This window comes from Roseisolibacter agri (assembly GCF_030159095.1).
GTDB lineage: Bacteria > Gemmatimonadota > Gemmatimonadetes > Gemmatimonadales > Gemmatimonadaceae > Roseisolibacter > Roseisolibacter agri.
This window is the reverse complement of record NZ_BRXS01000003.1, coordinates 427084-448300: the sequence shown is the minus strand read 5'-3', so window position 1 is coordinate 448300 and position 21217 is coordinate 427084. Positions and strand designations below refer to the sequence as shown.

The 21217-nt window shown below is 74.5% G+C and carries 16 protein-coding genes; 12 read left to right on the top strand and 4 right to left on the bottom strand.

Annotated elements, in window-relative coordinates; translation table 11 throughout:
• The first annotated feature begins 311 nt into the window (after window positions 1-311).
• From rosag_RS10540 to rosag_RS10525, 4 genes are all read left to right on the top strand, one after another.
• Complete coding sequence (locus rosag_RS10540; protein WP_284350076.1) at window positions 312-701, top strand: BlaI/MecI/CopY family transcriptional regulator; 390 nt, start codon at window positions 312-314, stop codon at window positions 699-701.
• 1 nt (window position 702) lies between these two features.
• Window positions 703-3480 carry a M56 family metallopeptidase gene (locus rosag_RS10535; RefSeq protein ID WP_284350075.1) on the top strand — a complete coding sequence of 926 codons (2778 nt, stop codon included), beginning with the start codon at window positions 703-705 and terminating at the stop codon, window positions 3478-3480.
• Window positions 3481-3568: 88 nt separating this feature from the next.
• A complete protein-coding gene (locus rosag_RS10530) occupies window positions 3569-4876 on the top strand; it encodes a hypothetical protein (RefSeq protein WP_284350074.1) in 1308 nt (435 codons plus the stop codon).
• A 17-nt stretch (window positions 4877-4893) separates the two neighbouring features.
• Window positions 4894-7461, top strand: coding sequence for a DUF5916 domain-containing protein (locus tag rosag_RS10525; RefSeq protein ID WP_284350073.1), 2568 nt, complete (start codon window positions 4894-4896; stop codon window positions 7459-7461).
• Here rosag_RS10525 and rosag_RS10520 read toward each other — a convergent pair.
• The gene (locus tag rosag_RS10520) at window positions 7443-8699 is read right to left on the bottom strand and encodes a sensor histidine kinase (RefSeq protein ID WP_284350072.1); all 1257 of its coding nucleotides are present in this window, start codon (window positions 8697-8699) and stop codon (window positions 7443-7445) included. The two genes, rosag_RS10525 and rosag_RS10520, sit on opposite strands and share 19 nt — an antisense overlap.
• On the bottom strand, window positions 8696-10249 hold the full coding sequence (locus rosag_RS10515) for an ATPase domain-containing protein (protein ID WP_284350071.1): 1554 nt from the start codon (window positions 10247-10249) through the stop codon (window positions 8696-8698). Before rosag_RS10515 ends, rosag_RS10520 begins: the two co-directional genes overlap by 4 nt.
• Before the next feature lie 191 nt (window positions 10250-10440).
• Here rosag_RS10515 and rosag_RS10510 point away from each other — a divergent pair, with 191 nt between their 5' ends.
• Together rosag_RS10510 and rosag_RS10505 are read left to right on the top strand one after the other, a co-directional pair.
• Window positions 10441-14202, top strand: coding sequence for a carboxypeptidase-like regulatory domain-containing protein (locus tag rosag_RS10510; protein ID WP_284350070.1), 3762 nt, complete (start codon window positions 10441-10443; stop codon window positions 14200-14202).
• Window positions 14203-14443: 241 nt separating this feature from the next.
• Window positions 14444-15232 carry a hypothetical protein gene (locus rosag_RS10505; protein ID WP_284350069.1) on the top strand — a complete coding sequence of 263 codons (789 nt, stop codon included), beginning with the start codon at window positions 14444-14446 and terminating at the stop codon, window positions 15230-15232.
• Window positions 15233-15240: 8 nt separating this feature from the next.
• Here the strand turns inward: rosag_RS10505 and rosag_RS10500 are convergent, their stop codons facing one another.
• A complete protein-coding gene (locus rosag_RS10500) occupies window positions 15241-15606 on the bottom strand; it encodes a VOC family protein (RefSeq protein ID WP_284350068.1) in 366 nt (121 codons plus the stop codon).
• 149 nt (window positions 15607-15755) lie between these two features.
• Between rosag_RS10500 and rosag_RS10495 the strand changes: the two genes are divergently transcribed.
• Both rosag_RS10495 and pepE read left to right on the top strand, forming a co-directional pair.
• Window positions 15756-16058, top strand: a complete 303-nt coding sequence (locus rosag_RS10495; protein ID WP_284350067.1) for a helix-turn-helix domain-containing protein — start codon at window positions 15756-15758, stop codon at window positions 16056-16058.
• A gap of 22 nt (window positions 16059-16080) precedes the next feature.
• Window positions 16081-16800 (top strand): dipeptidase PepE, encoded by a 720-nt coding sequence (gene pepE / locus rosag_RS10490; protein WP_284350066.1) that lies wholly within the window; start codon window positions 16081-16083, stop codon window positions 16798-16800.
• A 269-nt stretch (window positions 16801-17069) separates the two neighbouring features.
• Here the strand turns inward: pepE and rosag_RS10485 are convergent, their stop codons facing one another.
• Window positions 17070-18155, bottom strand: coding sequence for an SPL family radical SAM protein (locus rosag_RS10485; protein ID WP_284350065.1), 1086 nt, complete (start codon window positions 18153-18155; stop codon window positions 17070-17072).
• A gap of 113 nt (window positions 18156-18268) precedes the next feature.
• Between rosag_RS10485 and rosag_RS10480 the strand changes: the two genes are divergently transcribed.
• The 4 genes from rosag_RS10480 (at window position 18269) to rosag_RS10465 (ending at window position 21111) form a co-directional block, all read left to right on the top strand.
• Window positions 18269-18559, top strand: a complete 291-nt coding sequence (locus rosag_RS10480; protein ID WP_284350064.1) for an ArsR/SmtB family transcription factor — start codon at window positions 18269-18271, stop codon at window positions 18557-18559.
• Between the two features lie 103 nt (window positions 18560-18662).
• Window positions 18663-19811, top strand: a complete 1149-nt coding sequence (locus rosag_RS10475; RefSeq protein ID WP_284350063.1) for an alkene reductase — start codon at window positions 18663-18665, stop codon at window positions 19809-19811.
• Window positions 19808-20359: a DsbA family protein gene (locus tag rosag_RS10470; RefSeq protein ID WP_284350062.1), complete on the top strand. Its 552-nt coding sequence runs from the start codon at window positions 19808-19810 to the stop codon at window positions 20357-20359. The genes rosag_RS10475 and rosag_RS10470 overlap by 4 nt, the downstream gene beginning before the upstream one ends.
• Window positions 20360-20385: 26 nt before the next feature.
• Complete coding sequence (locus rosag_RS10465) at window positions 20386-21111, top strand: SDR family oxidoreductase (protein ID WP_284350061.1); 726 nt, start codon at window positions 20386-20388, stop codon at window positions 21109-21111.
• Window positions 21112-21217 lie beyond the last annotated feature (106 nt).

The window sequence follows — 21217 nt, the reverse complement described above, 5'->3', positions numbered from 1 at the left end:
CTGCTGCCTGTGGGGAGGACGCGGATGCGTCGGATGAGCACGGATCCTTCGGATCGTCCCTCGTGGCGGCGATGCCCCATGCGCCGGGGCGGAGCGATCCGACGAATCCGTTCCGATCCGGAGCATCCGCATCCTCCCCAAGAGCACCATCTCCGCGGCGCGCCGGCTCGTCCCGAGGTAGTTCACGCAGCACGCAGCGCGAAGCACGCAGCCAGGCCCCTCCCAAAACCCACTATTGCTAAAAATCCAGCACGATGCTAGAAGTTTAGCAGGCACCGTCCCGAGCACCTCTGAGGCACCCGAGCACCCGCATGGCCGACTCCCTCGCCAACCGGCTCTCCCGCCGCGAGCGCCAGATCATGGACGTCCTCTACCAGCTCGGCGAGGCCACCGCCGCCGAGGTGCAGGAGCGACTCCCCGAGCCGCCCAGCTACTCGGCCGTGCGCGCCATGCTCCGCATCCTCGAGGACAAGGGGCACATCCGCCACCACGAGGACGGGCCCCGCTACGTCTTCGCCCCCGTCGTCGCGCGCGACACCGCGCAGCGCTCGGCCGTGAAGCACCTGCTGCGCACCTTCTTCGACGGCTCCGTCGAGGACGCCATGGCCGCCCTGCTGGACGGCGCCGAGCGGAAGCTGTCGCGCGACGAGATCGACCGGATGTCGCAGCTCATCGAGCAGCGCAAACGGGAGGGCCGCTAGCATGTCCGACCTCGTCGCCTCGCTCGGCGGGCTGGCCGCCGACTGGCTGCCGGCCCTCGTGGACGTCACGCTCAAGGGCACCGTCATCCTCGGCGTCGCCGGGCTCGCGACGACATGGGGGATGCGCCGCGCCGCCGCCGCCACGCGCCACCTCGTGTGGAGCGCCGCCGTCGTCGCGGTGCTCGCGCTCCCCGTGCTCACCGCGCTCGTCCCGCGGTGGAGCGCGCCCGTCGTGCCGGCCGCGCTCGCGCGTGCCGCCGCCGCGCTGCGCGAGCCGCCCGCCGCGGCGACGCCTGTCGCCACCACGCCCGACGTCGCCCAGCGCTTCCGCGTCGAGCGCGCGCCCGACGCGCCCGCGCTCACCCAGCGCGACTACGAGGCGGGCGTCGCCGCCGGGATCGCTACCGTGCCTCCCACGCCCGCCGGCGCCGAGCCGTCGCGCGTGACCGTGGGCCCGAACGCGCTGACCGTGCAGGTGCCGCGCACGCCGGACGCCACGCCGACCGGGAACGCCGGCAGCGCGCCGACCTGGCTGCTCGCGCTCTTCGGCGTGTGGGCCGCGGGCGTGCTGTTCGTGCTGCTGCGCCTCGCGCTTGGCACCGCGGGGCTCGCGCGGCTCGTGCGCCGCGCGCAGCCGGCCGACGATCCCGCGTGGGTGATGCCGCTGCAGCGCCTCGCGCGCGAGCTGGGCATCCGCCGTCCGGTGTCGCTGTACGTCGGGCGCACCGGCACCGTGCCCGTGACGTGGGGCGTCGTCTATCCCGTCGTGCTGCTGCCGGCCGACGCCGCGGAGTGGACCGAGGACCGCCGCCGCGCCGTGCTGCTGCACGAGCTCGCGCACGTCGAGCGGCTGGACGCGCTGACGCAGGTCCTCGCGCAGCTCGCGACCGCGATCTTCTGGTTCAACCCGCTCGTCACGCTCGCCGGCCGGCGCCTGCGCGCGGAGCGCGAGCGCGCGTGCGACGACCTGGTGCTCGCCGCCGGCGGCGTCCCCGCCACGCGCTACGCCGACGACCTGCTGGACCTCGTGCGCACGCTCGGCGAGGCGTCGCCCGCGGCGGCCGCGCTGGCGATGGCGCGCCGCTCCGAGTTCGAGGGGCGGCTGCTCGCGATCCTCGATCCCGCCGCGCCGCGCGCGCGCACCGACCGCCGCCGCGCGCTCGCCGCCGCCGCGCTGGTCGCGCTGGCCGCCGTGCCGCTGGCCGGACTGCGCGCCTCGGTCGCCGCGCCGGCCGCGCGCATGGAGACCGCGGAAGAGATGGCGGCCGCGCGTCCCGCCGCGCCGTCGCCCGCGCGCGCGACGCCGGTCGAGCCGCAGACGTCGACCACGGTCCCGACCGTCGCGATGCCGCCGGTCCCGATGCCCACGGTCGCGATGGCGCCCGAGGCGCCGCGCATGCCGGAGCTGCGCTCCAGCCTCGCGACGGTGGGCGCCGGGCTCGGCGCCGTCGCCGAGCGGATGGCGAGCATGACGCCGCACCTCACCGGCATCACGCCCGTCGCCGACGCCTGCCGCCCCGCGTACCGCCGCGCCGGCGTCGCCCAGGTCTACCAGAGCGCCAGCGACACCAGCTGCCTCGAGGTGCGCACGTACGGCACCGTCGAGTTCACGCCCGACTACGCCGACGTGCGCGTGATCTCGGAGGGCGGCGTGCTGCGCGTGGCCGAGACGCGCGACGGCATCACGCGCATCATGGAGGTCACGCCGCGCGACGGCCGCCTCGTGCGCCGCTACACCGTGGGCGGCGACGAGCGGCCCACGGCCGAGGGCGAGGCGTGGTTCCGCGGCATCCTCACGAACGTCGTGCGGCGCAGCCGGACGTTCGCGAGCACCGCGCGCGCCACGACCAGCAACACGCGCCTGGTCCGCGCGGGCGACCTGCCCGCGGTGCTGGCCGAGGTGCGCCGCGTGACGAGCGACGGCGACAAGCGGCGGCTGCTCGAGTCGCTGCTCGCGGCGCGCGCGCTGACCGCGTCGGAGCTGGAGCAGGTGACGCTGGCCGCGCGCGGCATCGTGAGCGACGGCGACAAGTCGTCCGTGCTGCGCGCCGTCGCGGCGCAGCAGGCGCGCACGCCGGCGGTGTCGGCGGCCATCGTCGGCGCGTCGCGCGGCATCACCTCCGACGGCGACCGGCGCCGCGTGCTGGAGCGCACGCTGGGGCCCGATCTGACGCCCGCGGTGATCGCGGACCTCGTGCGCGCGGTGGCGGGCATGACCTCCGACGGCGACAAGTCGGCGGTCCTGCAGAAGCTCGCGCGGCGCGTCGGCGAGACGGGTGAGATCCGCACCGCGTTCTTCCGCACGCTCGACGGCTTCACGAGCGACGGCGAGCGCCGGCGCGTGCTGATCGCCGCCCTCGACTCGGCCGGCGACGACGCGACCGTCGCCGCGACGCTGGACCAGACGCACCGCATGACGTCGGACGGCGAGCGCGTGGAGGTGCTGCGCGCCGTCGCCCGCAAGCGGCGCATGGAGGTCGTGCCGGTGCGCGAGCGCTTCTTCGCCGCGGTGAACGGGATGGTCTCGGAGACGGCGCGCGAGACGGTGCTGCTGGCCGCGCTCCGCGCGCAGCCGACGTGCGTCGACACGCAGAAGGGCGCGATCGCCGCGACCAGGAACATGGTCTCCGACACGAAGCGCGCGAACGTGCTCCTGGAGGTCGCGAAGAGTACGCCCGCGCTGCGCGAGCCGGCCACCCGCGCGCAGTTCCTCGACGCCCTGAAGACGATGACGTCCAGCAGCGAGTACCGCCGCGTGATGGACGCGGTCGTGCCCTGAGGTGCCCGCGGCGGGGCGGCGCTGGCCGCCCCGCCGCATGAGTCGTATCGTGTGGTGCTAAGAAACTAGCAATCAACCGGAGGCCGTCGTGTCCCGTCCCGTCCAGTCGCCGCGCGCGCTCATCGCCCTCTTCGCGCTGCCGCTCCTCGCCATCCTGCTGGTCGCGCTGCTGGCCGCGCCCGCGCGCGCGCAGTGGGGCTGCTCCACCGCGCGCCGCGGCACGCACATCTCCATCAGCGAGAACAACGAGCGCCGCGCCCTCCTCATCTCCGACGCCGAGCGGTGCCTCGAGGTGCGCAGCGTCGGCGCGGTCGAGTTCACCGACGACGACGCGGACGTGCGGCGGCTCGCCTTCGGCGGCACGCTCTCGGTCGAGGAGACGCGTGGCGGCGTCACGCGCCGCGTCGAGTTCGTGGAGCGCGACGGCCGCATCGCGCGCCGCTACCTGCAGGACGGCCAGGTGCGCGACGAGGCCGACGGCGCGGCGTGGATCCGCGGCATCCTGCCGCAGGTCGCGCGCGAGAGCCACATCGGCGCCGAGGCGCGCGCGGCGCGCGTGCTGCGGCAGCGCGGCGTGCCGGGCGTGCTCGACGAGGTGCGCCAGATCGCCAGCGGCAGCGTGAAGCGCATCTATCTCGCCGAGATCCTGGAGCGCGGCCGCCCCACCGACGACGACCTGCGCGCCGTCGTGCGCGCGGCGGACCGCCACCTCTCGTCCGACTCCGACAAGGGCCAGGTGCTGCGCGCGGTGGCCGAGCGGCGCGGCGTGGACGCGGGCACGCTGGCGGCGGTCGTCGACGCGGCGCGCTCGATCAGCTCCGACTCCGAGAAGGCGCGCGTGCTCGCCTCCGCGCTGTCCGCGCCCGCCGCCAACGCCGACACGCGCACGACCGCGGCGGCGGTGACGCGCACGATCTCCAGCGACCGCGCGAAGGGCGAGCTGCTGGCCGCGCTGGCGCCGGGTGCCACGGCGTCCGACGTCATGCGCGCCGAGTGGCTGCGCGGCGCGCGCACGATCTCCAGCGACAGCGAGCGGCGGCGCGTGCTGATGGCGGCGCTCGACTCGCCCACGCAGGGCGACGCGCTCCTCACCGCGCCCGGCGCGCGCGACGCGCTGTTCGACGTCGTGGACGGCATCTCGTCGGACCGCGAGCGCGGCACGGTGCTGCGCGCGATCGTGCGCCGCGACCGCCTCTCGCAGCCCGCGCTGCTCGCCGCGCTCCGCTCGGCCGGCCGCATCTCGTCCGACCGCGAGAAGGCCGAGGTGCTGCTGGCCGCCGCCGCGCGCCGCGACGCGCTCGCGGACGAGGAGGTCCGCCGCACCTTCCTGAAGACGACCCGCGAGATCTCCTCCAGCAGCGAGTACCGCCGCGTCATGGACGCGGTGATCCGCTGAGCCGCCGAGGATTCCCGATGCGCCCGATCCGATCACTGCTCGCGCTCACGCTGCTCGGCGCGGGCGCCCTGCCCGCACAGACGCCGGGACAGGCCCCGGGGAGCAACACCCCCACGCCGTCCGGCGCGTCGCCCGCCGTCACCGCGACGGCCGCCGCGGCCCGCGTCGCGCGCTCCGCGCGCACGGAGCGCGCACCCGACATCGACGGCCGCGACGACGACGCCGCGTGGAAGGCGGCGCCCGTCATCGACGCGTTCCGCACTTTCGACCCGGTGGAGGACGGCGACCCGCGCTTCCGCACCGAGGCGCGCGTGCTGCACGACGCGCGCAACCTGTACGTGTTCGTGCGCGCGCACGACCCGCGGCCCGACAGCATCGTGGCGCTGCTCAGCCGCCGCGACGTGCGGACGCCGAGCGACCACCTGAAGCTGATGATCGACTCGTTCCACGACCGGCGCACGGGGTACGAGTTCGCCGTGAACCCCGTGGGCGTGAAGCGCGACTACTACACGTACGACGACTCGCGCGAGGACGTCTCGTGGGACGCCGTCTGGGACGTCGCCACGCGCGTGGACTCGCTGGGGTGGACGGCGGAGTTCCGCATCCCGCTCAGCCAGCTGCGCTTTCCCGAGCGCGACGACCACACGTTCGGGCTGATGATCATGCGCGACATCGGCCGGCTGAACGAGCGCATCGCGTGGCCCACGTACCGCCGATCGCGCCCGGGCATCGCGTCGCAGTTCGGCGACCTCGCGGGCCTCACGGGCCTCGGCGCGCCGCGCCGGCTGGAGGTCGCGCCCTACGTGCTGACGCGCAACGTCAGCGCGCGCACCGCGAACGGCTTCGCGCGCGCGCAGCAGCAGTCGGTCGGCGGGGACCTGAAGTACGGCGTGACGCCCAACCTCACGCTCGACCTCAGCGTGAACCCCGACTTCGGCCAGGTCGAGGCCGATCCCGCGGTGCTCAACCTCACCGCGTTCGAGGTGTTCCAGAGCGAGCGGCGCCCGTTCTTCCTCGAGGGCACGGGCATCTTCGCGGCCGGCCAGGATCCCACGCGTCTCTTCTACTCGCGGCGCATCGGGCGCGCGCCGCAGCTCGCGGGCCTCGTCTCCGACCCCACCGTGCGCATCCCCGGCCAGAGCACGATCCTCGGCGCCGCCAAGCTCACGGGCCGCTTGGCGCGCGGCACGTCGCTCGGCGTGCTCTCCGCGGTGACGCAGGAGGAGCACGTGCGCGGCACCGTCATCGAGCCGCGCACGGCGTTCGGCGTCGTGCGCGTGGCGCAGGACTTCCGCCGCGGCGAGACGGGGCTCGGCGTCATGCTGAGCGGGATGCAGCGCGACGACGGCGACCGCGCGGTGGCCGAGCGGCTGCGCGGCGACGCGCTGGCGGGCGGCGTGGACCTGCGGCACCGCTTCCTGAACGGTGGCTACCAGCTCAACGCGTCGGCGCAGGCGAGCCGCGTCGCGGGCACGCCGGCCGCCATCGCGCGCACGCAGCGCGGCGGCGTGCACTACTACCAGCGCCCCGACGACGACCTCGCGTACGACTCCACGCGCACCTCGCTCGCCGGCACCGCGGCGTCGGTCGCGCTCAACAAGGTGAGCGGCACCTTCCGCGTGAACTCGCTCTACGAGCGCATCACGCCCGGATTCGAGACCAACGACGTCGGCTTCCTCAGCCGCGCCGACATCCAGCGCACGTACGCCGAGCTGCTGTGGGTGTCGCGGCGGCCGCGCGCGTTCTGGCGCAACGCGACGGCGACGCTGTTCACGTCGCACCAGTGGACGGCGGGCGGCATGCCGCTGTACCACAACATCGACGCCTGGACGGACGTGCAGTTCAAGAACCAGAAGGGCGTCTTCGTCGAGGCGTGGGTGGACCAGTGGGGCGGCTCGATGTGCGACCGGTGCGCGTTCGGCGGGCCGGCGCTGCGCCTGTCGCCGAGCCAGAACTACTTCCTCCAGCTCACCGACGACCCGCGCAAGGCGGTGTCGCCGCTGGTGGCCGCGATCCTCACGCGCGGCGACGAGGGCCGCTCGCAGCTCTGGCGCGTGCGCCCGCTGGTGCGGCTGCGCGCGGGCGCGCAGGTCAGCGGCGAGCTGGGCACGCGCTACGAGCGCAACCGGAACGCGACGCAGTGGGTCGCCAACGTCGGCAGCGGCGCCGCCATGCGCAGCCGGTTCGCCCACCTCGACCAGCACACGCTCGGCGTGCAGGCGCGGCTGGACTACACCATCCGCCCCACGCTCTCGCTGCAGCTCTACGCGGAGCCGTTCGTGAGCACGGGCGCGTACTCCGACGTGCGCGAGGCCGTCGCGCCGCGCGCCGTGAAGTACGCGGATCGCTTCCGCTCCGTCGACCAGGAGGTCGAGGGCTTCAACGCCAAGCAGTTCCGCTCCAACGCCGTGATGCGCTGGGAGTACCGTCCGGGCTCGACGCTGTTCGTGGTGTGGCAGCAGGGGCGCGACCAGGGCGACCGCGATCCGGGCGACTTCCAGGCGTGGCGCGACTACCGCAACCTGTTCGGCGCGCGGCCCGACAACACGCTGCTGGTGAAGGCGTCCTACTGGTTCGGGCGGTGATCGCTCGCCGCGGCGGGGGCGCGCGACGCGGGCGCGAGCGGCAGCGTGAGCGTGAACGTCGTGCCCACGCCCTGCGTGCTCGTGACCGCGATGTCGCCGCCCATGCGGCGCGCGAGGTCGCGGCTGATCGCGAGGCCGAGGCCCGTGCCCTGGTGGTCCGAGGTGAAGTTGCGGTTGATCTGCACGAACGGCTCGAAGATCGCGCCGAGCTGGTGGGCCGGGATGCCGACGCCGCTGTCGGTGACCTGCACGCGCGCGGCGTCTCCCTCGACGGCGCAGTGCACCGCGATCGAGCCGCGCGGCGGCGTGAACTTGATCGCGTTCGACAGCAGGTTGAGCACGACCTGCCGCACCTTCTCGGGGTCCGCCAGGATCACCGCGTCGCAGTCGCCGCTGTCGTCGGCATAGTGCTGCGCCTTGGCCTGCAGCTGCGGCGCCACCAGCGGCTCGACGCTCGCCAGCACCTCGGCCAGCGGCACGGGGCGCACGACGACGTCCACGTGCCCCGCCTCGATCTTGGCGAAGTTCAGGATGTCGTTGATGAGCGACAGCAGGTGGCGCTGGCTGCGGTCGATGCGCGCGAGGTCCTCGCGCATCGCCGGCGTCACGGGCCCGCGCAGCCCCAGCCCGATGAGCTGCGCGTAGCCGGCGATCGCGTTCAGCGGCGTGCGCAGCTCGTGCGACATCATCGCCAGGAACTGCGCCTTGGCGGCGTTCGCGTGCTCGGCGTCGCCGCGCGCGGCGCGCTCGCGCTCCTCGCTGGCGCGCAGCGTCGCCTCGGCGCGCGCGCGCTCGGCCAGGTGGTCGCGCAGGTCCAGCTGTCGCCGCCGCGCCCGCAGTGCGGCGCCGAGCGTGGTGGCCAGCGTGGCGACGCGCACGGGCCGCTCCAGCAGCGTGACGTTGGCGGCGGCGGCCAGCGCGGCGGCGGCGGGCGGCACACCGCGCGACAGCGCGTCCTCGCCGGTCAGCAGCACGACGGGCAGGTCGGACCACGACGGCTGCGCGGCCAGCGTCCGCAGCAGCGCCGCGCGCGGGCCGGCCGTCAGCGCCTCCTCGGCCACCAGCAGCACGCCCACGTCGTCACTGTCGCCGATGGCGGCGCACAGCGCGGCCATGTCGGCGAACGCGCGAACGGCGAACCCCGCGCGCGTCAGCACCGCGGACGCGACGGCGGCGTCGCGTCCGGTCGGCGCGAGCACCGCGACGAGTGGCCCGTGCGCGGCCGCCACCTCGCTCATTCGCCCGCGTCGGGTTGCCGGGGTGACGCGCCCTGCGGCCGCATCAGCGGCCCGATCTCGCCCACGTACCGCGGCACGCCCGTCAGCACGCCCTGGAACTCGCGCAGCGGCGCCCCCACGTGCAGCCCGCCCCTGCCCACGCGGCACTCGCGGATGCTGCGCTCGTGGTCGCCCGTGCGCTTCTTCACCACCGAGATCGCCTGCCGCACCGCGCCGTGCACCTCGAAGTAGCGCAGCAGCAGCACCGTGTCCGCCAGGTAGCTCACCTCGGCCGCCTCGTCCACCGGGCTGCCGAAGACGCCGCGCTGCACGAGCGTCATGATCGTCGTCACGCCGCGCGTCGCGAGGAAACTGAGCAGCTCGTGCACCTGCGTCGGCAGCATCCGCTCCTCGGGCATCGACTGCAGGTAGCCGTTCAGCGAGTCGATGACGATCAGCCGCACGCCGTCGTTCTCCACCGCGTCGGTGACCTGGCTGGCGAACTCGCCGGGCGAGAGCTGCGTCGGCTCCACCTGCTGCAGCTGCAGCCGTCCGTCGGCGAGCGGCGCCTCGAGGTCCATCCCGAGGCCGAGCCCGCGCATGCGGAAGGTGCTGAGCCGCTCGTCGAACAGGTAGAAGCGCGCCCGCACGCCGCGCGTCACCGCCTCGCAGGCGTACTGCGCGCACAGCACCGACTTGCCCGTGCCGGCGGGGCCGGTGATGACGACGCTCGTCCCCTCCTGCAGCCCGCCGCCCAGCAGCGCGTCCAGCTCCTCCGACCCGCTCGTCCAGTGGCGCGGCTCCGCGGCGCCGGCATCCAGCGACTGGGGGATGCGGATGCGCGGGAAGACCGCGATGCCGCCCGTCCGGATGCGGAAGTCGTGGTAGCCGGCCTGGAAGCGCAGCCCGCGCAGCTTGGTCACCTTCAGCCGTCGCCGCTCCGCGCCGTACTCCAGCATCACGTGCTCCAGCACCAGCACGCCGTGGGCGAGGCTGTGCAGCTGCAGGTCCCCCTCGGGCGCGCTCTTGTCGTCCAGCAGCAGCACGGTGCACCGCCGGCCCCCGAAGAACTGCTTCAGCGCCAGGATCTGCCGGCGGAAGCGCAGCGGGTCGCGCGCCAGCAGCCGCATCTCCGACAGCGAGTCGAAGACGACCAGCGTCGCGCCGCTGCGCTCCACCGCGCCGAGCACCGCGTCCACGGTCTGCTGCAGCTCGACCTCGGCGGGGTGGAAGATCGTGTACCCCTCCTCGGTCGCGAGTCCGGCGTCGGGCCCGAGCTCGAACACGTCGATGCCGTCGAGCGACCAGCCGTGCGACGCCGCGACCTCCTGCAGCTCGGCGCGCGACTCGGAGAGCGTGACGTACAGCCCGCGCTCCCCGCGCGCCCGGCCGGCGAGCAGGAACTGCAGCGCGAGCGTCGTCTTCCCGGTGCCCGGCTCCCCGTCCAGCAGGTAGAGATGGTTGACCGGCAGCCCGCCCCCGAGGATCTCGTCCAGCCCCACGACGCCGGTGGACGCGCGCTCGGCGGGCGCCGGGGTGGCCGTCGACGCGGCGGGCGGGGAAGACGACATGATGCGGTGGTCGGATGGAGGAAGGGCGCGCACGGCCAGCCGGCCCGCCCGCGAAGGTGGCGCAAGCTAGCAGAAATCACGCCGGGCCCGGCGCTTTCGGGCCGCCGTTCTCGCCCATCGTCCGAGCAACGCTGACGTCCCGCCCGGTGTCTCATCCGCACCGCGATCCAATCCGTCCTCACGCGCCGAGCATGCCCCGACGCACTCCGGTCCTCCCGTTCCTGCTGGCCGCGCTCCTCGGCGGTGCCTCGCCCGCCCTCGCCCAGGCACCGGCGGGGCCACCGGAGGTCGTGCGCGGGCGCGTCACCGACGACTCGGCGCGCGCGGTGTTCGCCGCCGCCATCACCGTCACGCGCGGCCCCGACCGGCTGGTGCAGACGACCACCACCGACTCGGCGGGGCGCTACAGCGTGCGCTTCGACCCGGGCACGGGCGACTACCTCGTGCACGTCGCGGCGCCCGGCTTCCGCCCCGCGCGCCGCCGCGTCGAGCGGCAGGGGGCCGAGCGCGAGCTGGTCGCCGACTTCGCCCTCGGCCGCGACCTGGCGATGCTGGCCGCAGTGCAGATCCGCGGCGAGCGCCCGGTGCGCGCGTCGAACCCCATCCGCCCGACGACGCTGGAGACCGGCGCGGCGGAGAAGTGGGTGGACGGCGTCGGCGGCCAGCTCCCGCCGTCGGTCGCGGGCGACCTGAGCGCGCTCGCGGGGACGATCCCCGGTGTGACGCTGACGCCGAGCGGTCCGGCGATCCTCGGCTCGGGCGCGGAGTCGAACCTGACGACGCTCAACGGCCTCGCGCTGCCGGGCGGCTCGATCCCGCGCGCGGCGCGCACCGAGACGCGCGTCACCGGCGCGACCTTCGATCCGACGCGCGGCGGCTTCTCGGGCGCCAACATCGACGTGCGGCTCGGGCCGGGCGACCGCTTCTACCAGCGCCGCAACGGCTTCCTCACGCTCGACGCGCCGCAGCTGCAGTTCACCGACGCGGTGGGCCGCGCCAGCGGCGCCGCGAACGGCGGCTTCCGCGGGTCGCTGGGCGCCGACGGTGAGCTGATCCGGCAGGCGCTGACGTACAACGTCGCGCTCGACATCGCGCGCAACACGAGCGACCCGGCGACGCTGGTGAACGCGCAGGCCGAGACGCTGCTGCGCGCGGGCGTCGCGCCCGACTCGGTCGCGCGGCTTGTGCAGCTCACCGGCCCGCTCGGGCTCCCGCTCTCGGGCGGCGGCATCCCGACCGCGCGCAACCGCGACGCGCTCACCTGGCTGGGCCGCCTGGACGACACGCGCGACTCGCTGAAGACGCGCACGCTCACCAGCTACGCGGGCCTCACCAAGGAGGGCGCGCTCGGCTTCGGGCCGCTCACCGCGCCGTCCGTCGGCGGCGAGCGCAAGGAGCGCACGCTCGGCGCGCAGCTGGTGCTCGCCGACTTCGTGGGCGCGGGGCGTCGCGTGCTCACCGAGACGCGCCTGAGCGCGAGCCTGGTGGGGAACGAGGCGACGCCGTACCGCCGCCTGCCCGGCGCGACGGTGCTCGTGCGCTCCGACATCGCGGCCGACGGCGACGCGCTCGACGACCGCAGCGACGTCGCGGGCCTCACGCTCGGCGGCGGGCCGTTCGTCGCCAGCGACGAGCGCCGCTGGACGGTGGAGGGCGCGAACGAGACGATCTGGAACGCGCGCGGGCGCCGGCACCGCTTCAAGGCGCTGGCGTGGATGCGCGGCGACGGCCTGCGGCAGAGCGCCGTCGGCAACGCGCTGGGCAACTACACCTTCGCGTCGCTCGACGACTTCGCCGCCAACCGCCCCGCGAGCTACACGCGCACGCTGGTGCAGCCGGAGCGCGAGGGCACGGTGTGGAACGGCGCCGCCGCGCTGGCGCACCAGTGGACGCCGTCGCGCTGGTTCAACGTCCTGTACGGCGCGCGCGTGGAGACGAGCGTCTTCGGCGACCGGCCGCCCGCGAACCCCGCGCTCGAGCAGGCGCTCGGCGTGCGCACGGGCGTCGCGCCCACGCGCTTCCACGTCAGCCCGCGCGCCGGCTTCTCGTTCACCTACAACCGCGACCGCGAGAACGGCTCCGGCACCAACCAGAACCCGGTCGGCCGCTTCTACCGCACGACGGCGGGCGTGATCCGCGGCGGCATCGGCGAGTTCCGCGACCTGCTGCGCCCCGGCCTCCTCGCCGACGCGACGGCGAGCACCGGGCTGCCCGGGAGCACGTCGCTGCTGTCGTGCGTGGGCGCCGCGGTGCCGGCGGCCGACTGGTCGCTGTTCGCGAGCGACGCGAGCACGATCCCCACGCAGTGCGCGGGCGGCGGCGGCATCCTCGCCGAGCGCGCGCCGAGCGTGACGCTCATCGATCGGGACTACGACGTGCCGCGCAGCTGGCGCGCGTCGCTCGACTGGAACACGAGCTGGCAGCGGCTGCTGCTGCGCGTGAGCGCGCTCGGCTCGTACGACCTGTCGCAGCCCGGCGTGGTGGACGCGAACTTCGCGGGCACGCAGCGCTTCGCGCTCGCCGGCGAGGGCAACCGCCCGGTGTTCGTGACGCCGGCGGCGATCGACGCGGGGAGCGGCGCGGTGTCCGCGAGCGAGGCGCGTCGCGCGCCGCAGTTCGGGCGCGTGGGCGTGCGCACGAGCGACCTGCGCGGCTACGGCGGGCAGCTGACGTTCCAGGTGTCGCCGGACGTGTTCAAGTTCCGCTCGCGCGCCTCGATCTTCAGCTCGGTCGCGTACACGCTGCAGGGCACGAAGCGGCAGTACCGCGGCTTCGACGGCGCGGCGTTCGGCGATCCGTCGGTGCGCGAGTGGGCGGCCGGGCCGAACGACGCGCGGCACCAGCTCGTCGTGACGGGCGGCTTCAGCACGCGGAAGACCGGCACGGTGACGCTGTTCGCGCGCGCGCAGTCCGGGCTCCCGTACACGCCGGTGGTGCAGGGCGACGTGAACGGCGACGGCCGCAGTGGCGACCGCGCGTTCGTGCCGGCGGTGGCGAACGTGGACGCGCAGCTCGCGGAGCAGCTGCAGGCGCTGCTCGTGGGCGGCGCGCCGGGCGCGCGCGAGTGCCTCACCGCGTACGCGGGGCGCATGGCGGCGCGCAATGGCTGCCGCGGCCCGTGGACGCAGACGCTCAACATGCAGTGGCGTCCGCCCATCCCGCGCCGCTGGGCGAGCCGCCTGACGACGAACGTCTACCTGCAGAACGTCCTCGGCGGGATCGACCAGCTGCTGCACGACGACGCGTCGCTGCGCGGCTGGGGCTCGACGGCGACGCCGGACGCGGTGCTGCTGGTGCCGCGCGGCTTCGACGCGTCGGCGCCGGGCGGTCCGCGCTTCCGCTACGACGTGAACCCGCGCTTCGGCGACACGCGCGGCGCGCGCACGCTGCTGCGCGAGCCGTTCCGCCTCAGCATCGACTTCTCGGTCAACCTCGCGGTGGACTACCCGGTGCAGCAGCTGCGCCGCGCGCTGGAGCCGGTGCGCGTGCCCGGCGGCGGGTGGCAGCGCCGCTCGGCCGACTCGCTGGCGGCGTTCTACCTCTCGCGCACGTCCAACATCCACCGCGCGCTGCTGGCGGAGAGCGACTCGCTCTTCCTGTCGCGCGCGCAGGTCGCGGCGCTGCAGCGCAACGACTCCGCCTTCTCGGCCGAGGTGCGCGGGATGTACGTCGCGCTGGGGCAGTTCCTCGCGAGCCGGCCGGAGGGAGAGCCGGGCAAGGTGGAGCTGGACAGCGTCGCGAAGGTGGAGAAGGCCTACTGGAAGGCGTTCTGGCGGCAGCCGGAGATCGCGGACTCGGTGGTCACGCCCACGCAGCGCGAGCTCTTCCCGATGCTGCGGAACATGGTGGCGACGCCGATGAAGGACCGGGAGAACTCCCAGTGGCAGTTCGGGTATCCAGTGCCGTTCGACCCGAAGGCGAATCAGCGGCCGGTTCCGCGACGCGGCGACTAGGGGAAGTCGTCGGGAAGTGGGCCGGTGCAGGACACGTGTGGGCGGTAACGGGGGCCTCCGTTGCCGTCCACACGTGCGTTCAGCACCCGCGCGGGCGACGCGCGAAGGATAGGGCGCGGCTCCCCATGTGTCGGATGCCGGCCGGAGCGACCCTGGATGCAGACGCTTCGACGGCGCACGGCTCCCACCCGGGGATCCGACGATGGCGCGCTGATCGAGCCACCGGTCCGGAGGTACGCTCATGCTGCGCCCACGAGTCGTGCAGGCAGTCGCGGCCCTGCTCCCCCTGGCGGTCCTGGCCTCGCGGGCGTCCGCGCAGCATCTGCACACGAACGACCGGTGGCGCGAGTGCGCCATCGTCCTCGATCCGGGCCTGACGCAGGGTGCGTGGCGCCAGTTCGCCGGCGAGCTCGCGGTCGTGACCTACTTCCGTCCGATGGCCTCGGCGGCGCCGCTGGGACGGAAGCACTTCGAGGCCGGGCTCGTGAGCTGGGGCACGCGGATCGACGACGCGGACGCCGCGTGGAACGACACGTTCTCGCATCCCGACGGCGAGCACGACCTCGTCGAGGGCGCGACGCTCCAGTTCCCCGGCCTGATGGCGAGGGCGGGGGTCACCGATCGCGCGGACGTCGGCGCGTACTTCACGAAGGCCATCGGCGCGAACTACGGCGTGGTCGGCGGGCAGCTCCAGTACGCGCTGCTGCACGATCCCGCCCGCCACCTGTCGGCGGCGGGGCGGATCACCGTGGTCCGGCTGTTCGGACCGGAGGACATGCGCGCGAGCACGTACGGCGTGGAGCTGGTGGCGAGCCGGGAGCTCTCGCGGTTCGCGCCGTACGTGGGGGTATCGGGCTACGTGGCGCGCGCGCGCGAGACCACGCCGAAGGTCGACCTCGACGCCGTCAGCGTGCTCGGCGCGCAGGCGACGGTGGGCATCAACGCCCGCCTCTCCATCATGCGGCTCGGCGCCGAGCTCAATCTCGCGAGGGTGCCCACGACGTCCGTGAAGCTCGCGCTCGGCCGCTGAGCTCGTGCTCACTTCGTCGAGATCACGAACGTGTTGCCGTCGGGATCCCGGAACAGCAGCGACGAGCCCCACTCCTCCTTCCGCGGCGGGCCGAGCGTCTCGACGCCGGCGGCGGTGAGCTTCGCGTAGGTCGCGTCGAGGTCGTCGCTCCAGAACGCGAGCGACGTGAAGCCGCCGATGCGGTCCTCGTGGCCCGTGGGCGTGAACAGCACGAAGCGCGTGTCGGCGCCGGGGATGCGCAGCTCGATCCAGCGCTGCTTGTCGTCGAACGGCTGGTCGGTGGCGACCTGGAAGCCGACCTGCTCGGTCCAGAAGGCGAGCGCGCGGTCCTGGTCGCGCGTGGGGATGCTGACGAACTTGACGCCGCGGATCATGGCGGTGGCCGGTGAGTAGTGAGGTGCGTGGGCCGTGCGGACGGCGCCAATCTCGACGGCCCGCGCGCGCGCGTAAAGCCGCGCAGGCGCTGCCATGGCAACGTCTGCCATGGCATTGCGTGCCATAGCGCGCGGCCGTAGCGTCCGGCGTGCCCGCGACCGCGCTCGATCCGTACGTCGTCGACGTCCTGCTCCCCGACCTGGTGGGCCACGACCGCCATCCGTCGGCGTTCCTGGTGTACCTCGTGCTCTGGCACCGCACCGCGGGCGGCCGCCGCGAGGCCGCGCTGAGCCTGCGCGAGCTGGCGGAGGCGACGGGCCTCTCGAAGCGCGCGGTGCAGGGCGCGCTCGCGACGCTGGAGCGGCGGCGCCTGCTGGCGATCGACCGCGCGGGGCCGACGGCGGTGCCGAGCCACCGCGTGCTGCGCCCGTGGGACCGCGGCGCGCGCTGACCACGATTCACAGGACGCACGAATGGCCGATCGCCGCCTGCTGCTGCTCTCCAACTCGCGCGACCCCGAGGGGCGCTACCTCCAGCACTGCCGCGACGCGCTGGCGGCGCATCTCGCGGGCGTGCGCGACGTCGCGTTCGTGCCGTACGCGGGCGTCGGGATCGCGTGGGACGACTACACCGCGAAGGTGCGCGACGCGCTCGCCCCGCTCGGCGTGCAGGTGAGGGGCGTGCACGCGGGGGACGATCCCGCGGCGGCGGTGCGCGCGGCGGACGCGATCGCGGTCGGCGGCGGCAACACCTTCCACCTGCTCGCCACGCTGCAGCGCACGGGCGTGCTGGACGCGGTGCGCGAGCGCGCGCTGGCGGGCGTGCCCTACGTCGGCTGGAGCGCGGGCTCGGTGGTCGCATGCCCCACGCTCGGCACCACGAACGACATGCCGATCGTGCAGCCGCCGCAGGGCTTCTCCGCGCTCGGCCTCGTGCGCTTCCAGATCAACGCGCACTTCACCGACGCGCACCCGCCGGGTTTCCAGGGCGAGACGCGGCGCGAGCGGCTGGCGGAGTACCTCGTCGCGAACGCGCACGCACGCGTGGTGGGGCTGCCGGAGGGCGACTGGCTGGACGTGCGCGGCGCGCGCATCACGCTGCGCGGCGCGCATCCGGCGGTGCTGTTCCGCGCGGGCGCCGAGGCGGAGGAGCTGCGGCCGGACGCGGAGCTCGGGGCGGTGCTCGAAGGGTGAGCGGCGTGAGGAGTGTCCCGAGCGCAGCGAGGGACCTACTCGACGTGGGACATGGCCTGTATTCGCGCCCCAGACCCTGAAGAGCGAACGGCATTGCAAGGATAAAATCGGATAACGTCTGATAACGACGGATGGCTCCGGTGCGGCGCGACCCAGATCGCACCCACGCGGAGCCATCCGTCGTTATCAGATCTTCTCGGACTTTCATCCTTGCTGCCGTTCTCGTTCGGGTCCGGCGCATGGATGCCGGCCACGCAGCACGCAGCGCCTCACAGATCCAACGTGAGCTGCACGCCCGATGCCCCAGCGCGCGCGGCAGAACGCGCGCGCGCCGCACCATCGCGGCTGTACTCCCGCACCCGCAGCCCGTGCCGCTCGCACAGCCGCACCACGTAGTCGTGCAGCCCCTGTCGGTACGCGTCGCCCATGTAGTGCCCGCGGGCGTACGTCGCGCGATAGCGCGCCGCGAGGGCGGGGAACTCCGCCGCGAGCCAGGGCAGATAGCGGTCGCGCGCCGCGGGCTGCAGGCGCAGCGCACCCGCCGCGACGGTCGATGCGCCGGCATCGGCGGCGGCGCGCACGAGCGCCGCGAGGTCGCGCGGACGGTCGGTGATCCCCGGCAGCACCGGCATGCAGTTGATGCCCACGTCCACACCCGCCGCTGCCAGCTGCGCGACCGCGCGGAGCCGCGACTCCGGCGTCGGCGCGCGCGGCTCCACGCGGCGCGCCAGCGCGCGGTCGAGCGTGATGAGCGAGACGTGCACGCTCAGCGTCGCGTGCCGCGCGAGGCGCGCCAGCACGTCCACGTCGCGCGCGACGAGCGGGCTCTTGGTGATGATCACCACGCGCAGCCCCGGATGCTCCGCCAGCACCTCCAGCACGCCGCGCGTGACGCGGAAGCGCCGCTCCGCCGGCTGGTACGGATCGGTGGCCGAGCCGACGATCAGCGTCTCGTCACCGGAGAGCAGTCGCGCGATCCGCGCCGACCGGCCGGCGAGCGCGCGGCGGAGCAGCGCCGGCGCCTCGCGCTTCACGAGGATGCGCCGCTCGAACGCGAGCCAGGGCGGCAGCGGCGCCTCGTCCGGGCCGCCGCCCGCGCGCTCCATCGTGTAGCGGTGCGCGTAGCGCGCGTAGCAGTACGCGCAGCCGAAGGCGCAGCCGACGTACGGGTTGAGCGACCAGCAGCCGATGCCCGTGGACTCGGGGCCGTTCAGCACCGACCGCGACGCCACCTCGCGATAGACGATGTCCTTCTGCACGCCGAGCGCGGCGTCGAGCACCGGGAGCATCCGCCGCGGCGCGGGCGCATCGTCCAGCGCGAGTCGGGGCGTATCGTCGTCGGGCGCGTGGCGCATGTCCGGGCGGTTGGGGTGGACCGGCGCCCGAATAGATGCCGAAGATGGGCCGCGGGGATATTTAGACGATCACCTATTGATCTAATCGCGCGCCGGCCGTAGCTTCCCCGCCCATGGACCAGGAGCAGTTCGCGCGCGTCGCCAAGGCGCTGGCCGATCCCCGCCGTTTCGAGATCCTCGAGATGATCGCCGGGGACAGCGAGGTCGCGTGCAAGCGGATGGTCGAGGCGTTCCCCGTCTCGCAGGCGACCATCTCGCACCACCTGAAGGAGCTCGCGACCGCCGGCCTGATCGAGGCGCGACGCGAGGGCCAGCACGGCCACTACCGGCTGCGCGCCGGGGTGCTGGAGGCGTATCGGGCGGAGCTCGAGCGCCGGCTGAAGCTGACGGTCGCCGTCGGCTGAGTCCCTGACCATCGCAGGGCCCGACGTGCGTCCGCTTCCTGGTATTTAGACGTTTGTACAATTGCACCATCGGCGAAGGTTCCCCCCACCGTTCCAGCCGACCATGAGCCAGACCCCGACCGTCCCGACCGACTCCTCGTTGCTGGCGCCCGTGCGCGTCGGCGCGTGGACCCTGACGAACCGCGTCGTCATGGCGCCGATGACGCGCAGCCGCGCGGAGCGGGACCGCGTGCCGTCGCCGCTCGCCGCGCGCTACTACGCGCAGCGCGCGAGCGCGGGGCTCATCGTCACCGAGGCCACGCACGCGCACCCGCGCGGCTACGGCTATCCGGACACGCCGGGGATCGACACGCCCGCGCAGCGCGCCGCGTGGAAGCGTGTGACCGACGCCGTGCACGCGCGCGGCGGCCACATCGTGCTGCAGCTCTGGCACACGGGGCGCGTCGGGCATCCGTCGCTCTTCCCCGACGGCGTGCTCCCGGTGGCGCCGTCCGCGATCGGGGCCGAGGGAACCATCCGCGTGGCCGACGGCATGGCGCCGATGGTGACGCCGCGCCCGCTCGCGACGCACGAGCTGCCCGCGATCGTCGAGTCGTTCGCGCAGGGCGCGCGCTGGGCGCGCGAGGCGGGCTTCGACGGCGTCGAGATCCACGGCGCGAACGGCTACCTGCTCGACCAGTTCCTGCGCGACGGCAGCAACCACCGCACGGACGCGTACGGCGGCCCGGTCGAGAACCGCGCGCGCCTGCTGCTGGAAGTCGTGGATGCCGCCAGCGCCGCGATCGGCGCCGACCGCGTGGGCGTGCGCCTCTCGCCGACCAACGCGTACAACTCGATGCACGACAGCGATCCCGCCGCGACCTTCACGTACGTCGCGCGCGCGCTCGCACCGCGCGGGCTCGCGTACCTGCACGTGGTCGACCCGCGGCCCGCCGGCGCGCCGCTCACCGACGCGCTGCGCGCCGCGTACGACGGCACGCTGATGGTGAACGGCGGCTACGACCGCGCGAGCGGCGACGCCGTGCTGCAGGCGGGGCGCGCGGACCTGGTGTCGTACGGCGCGCCGTTCATCGCCAACCCCGACCTCGTCGAGCGCTTCGCCGAGGGTGCGCCGCTGGCGGAGGGGGACCGCGGGACGTTCTACGCGGGCGGCGCGAACGGCTACGCGGACTACCCGATGCGCGACGGCACGGTGTGGACGCTCCCCGACGAGACGGACGCGGAGGCGCCGGCCGCGGCGCGCGCCGCGTGAGCACGCTGCTCAGCGACACCGTCACGCTCGCCGAGGCGCCGGCGGTCGGCCGGCGTCTCGGCCCGGCCGACGCGGCGGCGACGCTCGTCGTCTACGGCACCTACGAGTGCCTCCACTGCCGGCGCGCGTGGCCGGCGCTGCGCGCGCTGGCCGAGGCGGGGCGTGCGCAGGTGGAGTGGCGCCACTTCGCGCCGCCGGGCGCGTTCCCCAACGCCACGCTCGCCGCGTCCGCCGTCGAGGCCGCGGGCGCGCAGGGCGCGTTCTGGGCGATGCACGAGGCGCTGATGACCGCGCCGGCGCCGCTCTGGCCCGAGGCGCTCCCGACGCACGCCGCCGCCCTGGGCCTGGACGTTGCGACGTTCGAGCGCGACCTGCGCGCGGCCGACGTGCGCGCGCGCCTGGAGGCCCAGGCCGCGAGCGCGCGCGCGGACGAGGTGCGCGGGACGCCGACGGTGCTCCTCGTGCGCGCCGGCGCCGATCCCGTGCGCCTCGACGCGCGCGACCCGGACGCGCTCGACGCGGCGCTCGCCGACGCGCTCGCCGTCTGACCTCTCGCGCTCTCTCTTTCGACCACATGGATCTCTCGACCGCGCACGTCCTCGTCACCGGCGGCGGCACCGGCATCGGTCGCGCGACCGCCGAGCTGCTCGCGCGCCGCGGCGCCCGCGTCGCCATCAGCGGCCGCCGCGCCGACGTCCTGGAGCGCGCCGCGCGCGAGCTCTCCGACGCCGCCGGCGCGACGGTCGTCCCCATCCAGGGCGACGTCACGCGCGAGGCGGACGCCGCGCGCATGGTGGCCGCGGCGCGCGACGCGCTGGGCGGGTACGACACGCTCGTGAACAACGCGGGCGTCGGCGCCTTCGCGCCGCTGCTCGACGTCACGGCCGGCGACATGCGCCGCCTGTGGGAGACCAACGTGCTCGGCGCCACGCTGATGGCGCGCGAGAGCGCGCGCGTCTTCGTGCCGCAGCGGCGCGGCCACATCGTCAACGTCGCGTCGACGGCCGGCCGCCGCGCCAGCGCGGGCGCCTCCGCCTACGCGTCCACCAAGTACGCGCTCACCGGCCTCACCGAGGTGTGGCGCACCGAGCTCCGGCAGCACGGCATCCGCGTGATGCAGGTGAACCCGAGCGAGGTGATCACGCCGTTCTTCGAGAGCGCGGGCCTCGGCGGGGCGCGCGAGAACCCGACGAAGCTGCACCCCGAGGACATCGCGCACGTGATCGCGAGCATGCTGGCGCTCGACGACCGCGGGTTCGTGACCGAGGCGTCGGTGTGGGCGACGAACCCTGTGAACTGAACGGCGGAGGACGGAAGGGCGGAAAACGGAACGGCGGAAGACGGTAAAGCGTGAGACGATACGGCGGACCCTTCAGGCTCGATGCTTAGAGCCGATAGGTCCGCTT